This is a genomic window from Mesorhizobium sp. M1E.F.Ca.ET.063.01.1.1, from assembly GCF_003998155.1.
Classification (GTDB): domain Bacteria; phylum Pseudomonadota; class Alphaproteobacteria; order Rhizobiales; family Rhizobiaceae; genus Mesorhizobium.
The window spans coordinates 1-8,531 of sequence record NZ_RZSC01000214.1 but is presented as its reverse complement, the minus strand read 5'-3'; the positions used below and the strand labels follow the sequence as shown (position 1 = coordinate 8,531).

Sequence of the window (8,531 nt, the reverse complement as noted above, 5' to 3'; positions counted from 1 at the left end):
GGCAAGCGGAAAACATGCTGCAATGCGACATGATTGTGGAATTTGCGACTTGGGATTTGCCGTTAGCCATTGAAAGTCTTCGGCAAAAGTCGTCTCAGGCGTTGTGAATAAATTGTGGCGGCGTTGTGGCATGACACCGCTACCATCGGCCGAACAGGCGTCCGTCAATGGTGAGAAGGCCGAGTGCGATCAGCGCCATGCCGCCCATTTCGAAGAGCTGCAGTCGTTCCCCGAGGAACAGGAAACCGAGCAGCACCGCGCTGACCGGCACGACCAGCGTGACCAGCGAGGCATTGGTGGCGCCGGCCGAGGCGACGAGGTTGAAGTAGAGGATATAGGCGAAGGCGGTGGACAGCAGCGCCAGCGCAACCACCGCGGCCCAGACAGGCGGCGAGGCCGAAAACAGTCCGGCAGGGCCGTACGCAGTGAGCACGACCGGGACCATGATGATGGTCGAGGCGGTCAGCTGCCCCGTGGCGATGACCGGCGAGGGCACGCCCTTGAAGCGGCGCGCGATCATCAGGGCAACCGCGTAGGACAGCGAGGCACCGATCAGCGCGAACTTGGCCCAGACCGGCCCGCCGAGGCCGGCGACCAGGCCAGGCCCGATCATCACTGCCGTGCCGGCAACGCCGAGCGCGATGCCGGCCAGCTTGTTCCACGACAGCTTCTCGTCCGTGGTGAGCGCGTTGGCGAGGATCAGCGTCCAGAACGGCGTGGTGGCGTTGAGCACCGAAGCGACTCCGGCGCCGAGCTCGGTCTGGCCGGCGAAGATCAGGGAGAAGGGGACGATGTTGTTGGTGAATGCCAGCAGGAAGAACATGCCGGCGTAAGGAAAGGCGAGGCGGAAGGACGGGCCGCGCATCGCCAGATAGAGCTGAAGCGCCGCCGCGGCGATGGCGACGCGAAACAGCACCAGCGCCAGCGGGTGGATCTCGGACACGGCAATGCGGGCAAAGAAGAACGAGCCGCCCCAGATCGCGCCGAGCAGCAGCAGTTGCGCCCAGTCCTTGAGCGTCATCGGTCCGCGCGTCGCCGCGGCGCCAGCCGTAATCGTCATGTCGTCAACCCTCCCAGGCCGGTCGCAGTCTCGGCCCGCCGAACAGCCTCCAACCGATATCCGGTCTGGCGGCAAGGGCCACCCGAAACCCGACTGGTGGTTTAGCGTTCGAAAAAGGGTGCAGCGAGCCGTCCGGGAAGACGAGACACAGAACTGTTTTCTTTGGCGGCTACCTAGGATTAATTGTGCGCGCCCCAGATCAAGGATTCGTCCATGCAGCGATTCGAAAATGCCCGCGAGGCGGCACTGGCGTTTCGTCCGGACGATCCGGTCTATTGCTTCCGTCCGCAGGTGCTGAAGGCCGATGCCTTGCAGTTCATGGGCATGTTCCCCGGCAAGACCGCCTATGCGGTCAAGACCAATGGCGAGCAGATCGTGCTGAAGACGCTGGTCGAGGCAGGCGTCGGCGCCTTCGACGTCGCCTCGCCCGGCGAGTTCGCCGCCGTGCGCGCCGTCTCGCCCGACGCTGAGATGCTCTACATGCATCCGGTCAAGGCGCAGTCGGACATCAAGCTGGCGCTGGAGAAATACGGTATCCGGGTGATCTCGCTCGACCATGAGGACGAGATCACCAAGCTGACGCGCGTCGTGCGTGCGCTCGATATCGACCCGGGCGCGCTGACGGTGTTCGTGCGCATCCAGACCAAGGGCCAAGCCGCCTATGAGCTGTCGAAGAAGTTCGGCGCCGGGCCCGCCAATGCGGTCGAGCTTGCCGAGCGGCTCAACCGCACAGGCTACAAGGTCGGCCTCTGCTTCCACGTCGGCAGCCAGATCGAGGACCCCGACACTTATGAGCGGGCGCTCGCCTCGGCCGACTGGGTGCGCAACCGGCTGACCTTCGACATTGCCGGACTCGATGTCGGCGGCGGCTTTCCGGCCGAATACGGCCATGACCCCAATCGCAGGCACATCGAGATGCCTTCGCTGGGGCAGCTCATGTCGCGGCTCTCCGGCGACCTCAAGGAATACCAGTTCGATCGGATGCCGCTGGTGGCCGAGCCAGGCCGCGTGATCGTGGCGCGCTGCCTGTCGCTGATCGTTCGCGTGCTCTTGCGCAAGGGCAAGCGGCTCTACATCAATGACGGCATCTGGGCGTCGCTCTCCGATTCATGGACCGGCAAGATCACGCTGCCGGCGCGCTTCATTCCCGATCCCGCGATCCGCACGCGCAACGGCAGCGAGAAGACCATCGTGCCGTTCAAGGTCTGCGGCGCGACCTGCGATTCCGTCGACATCCTGTCGCGGCCGTTCTGGCTGCCGGAAACGGTCGATACCGGCGACTGGATCGAGATCGGCCATATCGGCGCCTATTCGCTGTCGCTCCGGACGCGCTTCAACGGATTCTTTCCCGATACATTCGTCGAGGTTGCGACGCCCTTCGATGAGGGTGACGCGCCGGAGGGGTTCGCCAGTCTGGAGACGATGGCGGACTAGGCAGCAGGCAGTAGGGATTAGGCAATAGGCAATAGGAGGTAGAAAGGAGGAGGGCGTGTTAATTGTCCCTATCCCTTTGAATATCGAATATCGCCTTGGTATTTTTCTACTGCCTACTGCCTACTGCCTACTGCCTACTGCCTACTGCCTACTGCCTACTGCCTGTCCTTACGCCACCCCGCCGCCGGCCTGGATGTTTTCGCCGGTGAGCCAGCGGGCTTGGTCGCTGGCGAGGAAGACAGCAACATCGGCGACATCACGCGGTGTGCCAATCCGGCCGAACGGCGACATGCCGGCGGCCACGGCACGATCCCGCTCCGGCAACAGGTCGGTGTCGGTGAAGCCTGGCGACAGCGCATTCACTGTAACCCCGCGCGGCCCGAGCTCGCGAGAGAGCACGCGAACGAACTGTTCGACAGCGCCCTTGCTGCCGAGATAGAGCGCCGTCTGCGTGAAGAACATCTTGGTACCGCCCGTCGAGACGGCAATGATGCGGCCGCCGTCGCGGACACGCTTGGCCGCTTCCTGAAGCGTGAAGAACGTGCCCTTGGCGTTGGTGCCGAAGACGCGGTCGAAATCAGCCTCGCTTGCTTCGACGAGCGGCTTGATGACAGCGACGCCGACATTGGCGACGACAATGTCGATGGCACCCAGTTGGCCCTCGGTTTCGTCGAACAGCCTGCGGACATCAGTCGGAATGGAAATATCCGCCTGAATGGCCAGTGCTTTTCCGCCGTTGGCCAAAATGGCAGCGACCACGTCATCGCCGGCTTTCCTGTTGCCGACATAGTTGATGACGACGGAGGCGCCGTTGGCGGCGAGACCCTCGGCTATGGCACGACCGATGCCGCGTGAACTGCCGGTGACAATTGCTGTTTTGCCCTGCAGTGATTGAGACATGATCGATTTCCTTCAACTCTTCAAGGCCGCGCCGATGTGGCGGCCAGTTGAGGAATAGCGACATGTAATTGATCGTATAATCACCTATTATCTGACTGTCTTGTTAATCTAGGAATACATAATGCGTGGGTCCGAATTCACCGAGCTCAAAGCGTTCGCGGCGATCGTGGAAGAGGGCAGCTTCGTCCGCGCAGCAGCGCGGTTGCGGATATCGCCGCCCGCGCTCAGCCAGTCGATCCGGCAGTTGGAGGCACGTGTCGGCGTGCGATTGCTCAACCGCACGACGCGCAGTGTCTCGCCCACCGTGGCCGGCGAGACGCTGTTTACGCGCCTTGGCGTTGCGTTCGGAGAGCTGGATGACGCTGTCGCTGAGGTTCAGGCCGCGCGTGACAACCCGGCCGGTTCGCTGCGCATCAATGTTCCGCGCGTTGCCGCAATGCGCTTCATCGCGCCGATCCTCGGCGATTTCCAGCGCGCCTATCCCGACGTCGCGCTGACAATCATCGTCGACGATCTGCTGGCCAACATTGTCGAGGGGCGTTTCGACGCCGGAATCCGCCTCGGTGAGCGGCTGGAAAAAGACATGGTGGCGGTGAAGCTGAGTGACGATCTGCAAATGGCTGCGGTGGCTGCTCCCGCCTATCTGAAGGGCCGCGCAGTCCCGCATCATCCACAGGACCTGCACCAGCACCGCTGCATCAATTTCCAATGGCCCGGCGGCGGCATCTACCGATGGGAGTTTTCGCGCGGCAAGCGATCGCTGGAAATCGCGGTCAAGGGAAGTCTCACGGTCAACGATACGGAGCTGATGCTCAACGCGGCACTGGATGGGGCTGGTGTGGCCTACATGATTGACTATCAGGTCCAGCCATGGATCGAGAGGGGCAGGCTGGCCCGGTTTCTCGAACCCTGGTCGCCCCGCTTTCCCGGTTTCTATCTATACCATCCGAGCCGACGGCTCGTGCCGCCGGCGTTGCGTGCATTCATTGATTTCGTGCGATCGAGGCGAGGGTAACGGAATCTCGCCACTGTTCACAATTTCGCCAGCAGCTCCGGCGTCGGCCAGCCATCCACGGGCAGGCCGAGCCGCATCTGCTCCTTGCGGATCGCTTCGCGGGTGTTCGTGCCCAGGATGCCGTCGACGGTGCCGACGTCGTAGCCCTTGGCTTCGAGCTTGGTTTGCAGCGCCTTCATCTGATCGCCTGTCAGGCCTTGCTCCGGCGTACGCGGGTCGAACTGCGGCGCGCCGGCAAGACGGGCCGCAAGCACCGCGGCAGTCAGCGCATAGGTGAAGGACTGGTTCCACTCCAGATAGACGTCGAAATTGTCGTAGGTCAGGAAGGCGGGACCTTTGCGGCCCATCGGCAGCGCAAGGCCGGCTTTCAGGCCATTGTCGACCAGCGGCGTGCCGTTCGGATTGGTGACGCCCCACTCAGCCCATTGCGACAGAGGCAGCTTGTTGGTGCGGCCGGTCTGGTCCCAGGGCATGTCGTCTGGCACGCGCACTTCCTCGACCCAAGGCTGATCGCGCTTCCAGCCGCGCGACAGGATCTTGTCGGCGGTGGTCATGATGACGTCCGGCGCGCTGTTTCTGAGATCGACCTTGCCGTCGCCATCGCCATCGACACCGCGGGCGAGATAGTCGGTGGGCAGGATCTGCGTCTGGCCGACCTCGCCGGCCCAGGCGCCTTTGACGTCGGCCGGCAGCACGCCGCGGTCGATCAAAGTCAGCAGCGGCACCAGTTGCGGCCGGAAGAGCTGCGGGCGGCGGCAGTCATGCGAGAGCGTGACCAGCGCATCCAGCGTGTGGAAATCGCCCTGCACGGCGCCGAAATCGGTTTCCAATCCCCAAAAGGCGGTGATGACGGCCGGCTGAACGCCGAATTCCTTGTCGGCGCGCGCGAAAACATCGGCGTATTTCTTCAGATTGGCCGTGCCCTGCTTCAGCCGGTAGGCCGAGATCATGCGGTTCGAGAATTGGGTGAAGGTCTGGGCGAACACGCCCTGAGCGCGGTCGCGCGCCAGCACCTTTTCGTCGATCGCGGCATTTTCCAGCGCGTCCAGGCCAATGGCGCCGACGCCGGCTGCCTTGGCTTCCGTCGCAACGCCCTGTTTCCAGGCTTCGAAATCACCGCCGCAGTCCTGCGCCGCCGCCGGCCAGGCGAAAGCGCCGAGGACCACCGCCGCCAAGATATCAACGCGCAATCGCATCGCTTCCCTTTCGAGACCGCCGCATGATCCGCGGCACCCGGCCGGGCCGGATGGGATCATGCGTAGATTTCAAAGCCCAGGAGCGCCGTTCAGCACCCCGGCAGGGGTGCGCCGCTCCGCATCGCCAGCGGTTGCAATTATCGCCGCCCGCCGTGTCGAAAAGCAGGCACGAGGGCCGATGTCAACGGGTGTTCTGCCGCAGCCACTTGTTCCAGGCAGCTTCCGAGCCGTTGAAAACGTTGATGTCGGACTTGCCGGTCATGCCGGGCACGATGCCGGTGCCGGTGTACTGCCAGAAGGTGAAAGGATGGCTGCCATACTTCTGACGCGGATGGCCGGCGACCGAGCGCAGCCAGTAAGGATAGCTTCGGAAGGTCGCCAGCTGGTTGTCGTCGAAGAAGTCGAGCGAAGTGTAGATGATCGGCTTCTTGCCGTAGTGGCGCTCGACGATCTGGAGGAAGGTGCTCATTTCGCTGCGCACCGTGGCGGGATCGGGGCGCAGCCTGCAGGTCGGCGACTTCGGGTTCCATTCCATGTCGAGCACCGGCGGCATTGCCGACGGGTCTTTCGGAACATTGGCGATGAACCAGCGCGCCTGGGTGGCGGCCGGCGTGCAGAAATAGAAGAAATGATAGGCCGCGCGCGGGATTCCGGCGGCCCTGGTGCGCGCCCAGTGCTCGTTGAAATAGTCGTCGAAGCGATCGCCGCCCTCGGTCGCCTTGATGAAGGCGAAGGAAATGCCGTTGGTCTTGGCCGTCGGCCAGTCGACCGAGGTTTGATATTTGGAAACATCGGTGCCATGGATGGCATAGTTCCATGGCGCGCCGCTGTCCCATTCATGCGGCTTGGAATCTTCGAAGCGGGGCGCGCGCACGGCGACCGTCTGCGACGACGGCGCCAGCGGCGAAAGATCGTCTACGGTCGAGCAGGCGCCCAACAGCGTAAGCATCAGGATGGCCGCAAGACGGCGCATGATATCCCCCGAGCCGGGATCAGCCGGCCGCTGATGGGTCCTTCACTGATGGCGGTCGCTTACGCGTGCCCCCTCCGGACGGCCTCCCCACAGGGCCGCCTGATATTCTTCGTGCATGTCGTCCCAAAGCAACTTGGCACTTTTGGGCGACATCCCTCCTTGATCGCCGAACATGGTTGATAATCCATTGACGGCGCTCGACATCGGCCACGATTTTGCGGAAGCAATGGCGGCAAATCGATGACATAAAGCGGGCCGGAAGTCCAAAAAGGGCGGGAAATATGCGGGTTGTCGTGAAATTCATCAGATGGCTGCTGGGTCTCGTGGTGCTGGCGGTGGTCGCGCTGTTTGCCTGGCTCTACTTCGCGCCGCCCGAATTGATCCGCGTCGGTTCCGGCTATTCGGCCAAGATCGTCTGCTCCAATGTCTTCATAGCGGGCCGCGATCCAGGTGAAGTGCTTGCCGTCGACGTTCAGGCACCGGGCCATCCGTTGCTCCGCCTGATGAAGGTTTCGGTCGACAGGGAAAGGGGGCTGGTTTCGGCCGGTCTGTTTTGGGTTCTGGGCAAGAGCGTTGCCGTCGAGCGCGATGGGCTCGGCTGCGCGTCGGTTCCCAATGGCGATACCGGCAAGGCGCGGCAGACGTCCGTCCGTATCGAGCCTCTGGCGGTGACTTCGCAGGATGCGCTCTGGCCCGAAGGCGAAAGGGTGGATGGCTCGCAAAACCCTGAAGTGTCGAAGATCATCGACGATGCCGCCATGGCCGGGACCGGCATGCGCGCGGTCGTGGTGGTGAAGAATGGCCGCATCGTCGCGGAGCGCTATGGCGACGGTTTTTCGGCCAAGACGCCGCTGCTCGGCTGGTCGATGACCAAGACGGTGAATGCCGCGATCGTCGGCACGCTGGTGAAGGACGGCAAGATGGCGCTCGACAACAAGGGCCTGTTCGCGCCGTGGAAGGTCGATGGCCGCGCCGCGATCAGCCTTGCCGATATGATGGCGATGTCGAGCGGGCTGGAGTTCAACGAGGATTATGGCGACGTCGCCGACGTGACGCGCATGCTCTATCTCGAGCCGGACATGGCGGGCTTTGCCGACGCCAAACCGCTCGCCGGCGATGTGGGCAAGGTGTTTTCCTATTCGAGCGGCACGGCTGTCATGCTGTCGCGGCTGTGGCAAGACGCGATCGGCGACAAGGCGAAGGCGCTGGCCTGGCCTCGGACGGCACTGTTCGAGCCGCTCGGCATGCACAGCGCGGTGCTCGAGACCGACGAGCAGGGCACGTTCGTCGGCTCGTCCTATCTCTATGCCACGGCACATGACTGGGCGCGCTTCGGCCAGTTCCTGCTGCAAGGCGGGGTGTGGAACGGCGCGGCAGTCCTGCCGTCCGGCTTCGTCGACTGGATGCGGCAGCAGGCGCCGGCCTCGAAGGTCTACGGCAAAGGCCAGGTGTGGATCGAGGGCCCGGGCGATGAGGAGAATCCCGGGGCTGGCGTTGCCGCCGGCCTGCCCAAGGACACCTACTGGATGGAAGGCCATGACGGCCAGACTGTCGCCATCGTTCCGTCGGAGCAACTGGTCGTGGTGCGGCTCGGGCTGACGCCGGCCAAGCTCGGCTACCGGCCGCAGACGATGGTGGCGGCGCTGGTGAAAGCCTTGCATCAGTAGGGGGTGCCTACTTTCGAGCGCCGATCACGCCCAGCCAGGCATAGCCGCGATAAAGCGTTCTGAAATGGAAGCTTGCGCCGGTTCGCCGAGATTCCGATTCCAGGACTTCGCGCAGCGTCTCACGCGGCGTGACGTGGAATTTCTTGAGCCAGCCGCGCAGCAGCGCGCGGAACCAGCGCGGCAGGCCTTCCTGCTGGCCGAAATCGACGACATGCAGCGAACCGCCGGGCGCAAGCGCGGCGAGCGCCTCGGAAACCGTCTTTTCCCAGCCGGGGATCATCGACAG

At 63.6% G+C, this 8,531-nt stretch carries 7 protein-coding genes and 1 pseudogene; 3 read left to right on the top strand and 5 right to left on the bottom strand.

The window, feature by feature from the left end; all coding sequences use genetic code 11:
• Positions 1-139: 139 nt before the first annotated feature.
• Positions 140-1,060: a DMT family transporter gene (locus tag EOA29_RS16820; RefSeq protein WP_126093065.1), complete on the bottom strand. Its 921-nt coding sequence runs from the start codon at positions 1,058-1,060 to the stop codon at positions 140-142.
• A gap of 213 nt (positions 1,061-1,273) precedes the next feature.
• On the opposite strand from EOA29_RS16820, the gene EOA29_RS16815 reads away from it, so the two are divergent.
• A complete protein-coding gene (locus tag EOA29_RS16815) occupies positions 1,274-2,494 on the top strand; it encodes an alanine racemase (protein WP_126093066.1) in 1,221 nt (406 codons plus the stop codon).
• Between the two features lie 168 nt (positions 2,495-2,662).
• Here EOA29_RS16815 and EOA29_RS16810 read toward each other — a convergent pair whose 3' ends face one another.
• Positions 2,663-3,394, bottom strand: coding sequence for an SDR family oxidoreductase (locus EOA29_RS16810; protein WP_126093067.1), 732 nt, complete (start codon positions 3,392-3,394; stop codon positions 2,663-2,665).
• A gap of 121 nt (positions 3,395-3,515) precedes the next feature.
• On the opposite strand from EOA29_RS16810, the gene EOA29_RS16805 reads away from it, so the two are divergent.
• Positions 3,516-4,409, top strand: a complete 894-nt coding sequence (locus tag EOA29_RS16805; RefSeq protein ID WP_126093068.1) for a LysR family transcriptional regulator — start codon at positions 3,516-3,518, stop codon at positions 4,407-4,409.
• A 17-nt stretch (positions 4,410-4,426) separates the two neighbouring features.
• Here the strand turns inward: EOA29_RS16805 and EOA29_RS16800 are convergent, their stop codons facing one another.
• Positions 4,427-5,605, bottom strand: coding sequence for a lytic murein transglycosylase (locus tag EOA29_RS16800; RefSeq protein WP_126093069.1), 1,179 nt, complete (start codon positions 5,603-5,605; stop codon positions 4,427-4,429).
• Between the two features lie 181 nt (positions 5,606-5,786).
• Positions 5,787-6,578, bottom strand: a complete 792-nt coding sequence (locus tag EOA29_RS16795) for a GH25 family lysozyme (protein WP_126093070.1) — start codon at positions 6,576-6,578, stop codon at positions 5,787-5,789.
• Between the two features lie 281 nt (positions 6,579-6,859).
• Between EOA29_RS16795 and EOA29_RS16790 the strand changes: the two genes are divergently transcribed.
• Complete coding sequence (locus tag EOA29_RS16790; protein WP_126093071.1) at positions 6,860-8,245, top strand: serine hydrolase; 1,386 nt, start codon at positions 6,860-6,862, stop codon at positions 8,243-8,245.
• 7 nt (positions 8,246-8,252) lie between these two features.
• Here EOA29_RS16790 and EOA29_RS16785 read toward each other — a convergent pair.
• Positions 8,253-8,531 (bottom strand): annotated as a pseudogene (locus tag EOA29_RS16785) (SAM-dependent methyltransferase); the annotation flags it as partial.

What these genes read in the sequence shown, in the direction of transcription:
- EOA29_RS16820 (WP_126093065.1), bottom strand. Translation starts at nt 1,060, where the DNA reads ATGACGATTACGGCTGGCGCCGCGGCGACGCGCGGACCGATGACGCTC.
- EOA29_RS16815 (WP_126093066.1), top strand. Translation starts at nt 1,274, where the DNA reads ATGCAGCGATTCGAAAATGCCCGCGAGGCGGCACTGGCGTTTCGTCCG.
- EOA29_RS16810 (WP_126093067.1), bottom strand. Translation starts at nt 3,394, where the DNA reads ATGTCTCAATCACTGCAGGGCAAAACAGCAATTGTCACCGGCAGTTCA.
- EOA29_RS16805 (WP_126093068.1), top strand. Translation starts at nt 3,516, where the DNA reads ATGCGTGGGTCCGAATTCACCGAGCTCAAAGCGTTCGCGGCGATCGTG.
- EOA29_RS16800 (WP_126093069.1), bottom strand. Translation starts at nt 5,605, where the DNA reads ATGCGATTGCGCGTTGATATCTTGGCGGCGGTGGTCCTCGGCGCTTTC.
- EOA29_RS16795 (WP_126093070.1), bottom strand. Translation starts at nt 6,578, where the DNA reads ATGCGCCGTCTTGCGGCCATCCTGATGCTTACGCTGTTGGGCGCCTGC.
- EOA29_RS16790 (WP_126093071.1), top strand. Translation starts at nt 6,860, where the DNA reads ATGCGGGTTGTCGTGAAATTCATCAGATGGCTGCTGGGTCTCGTGGTG.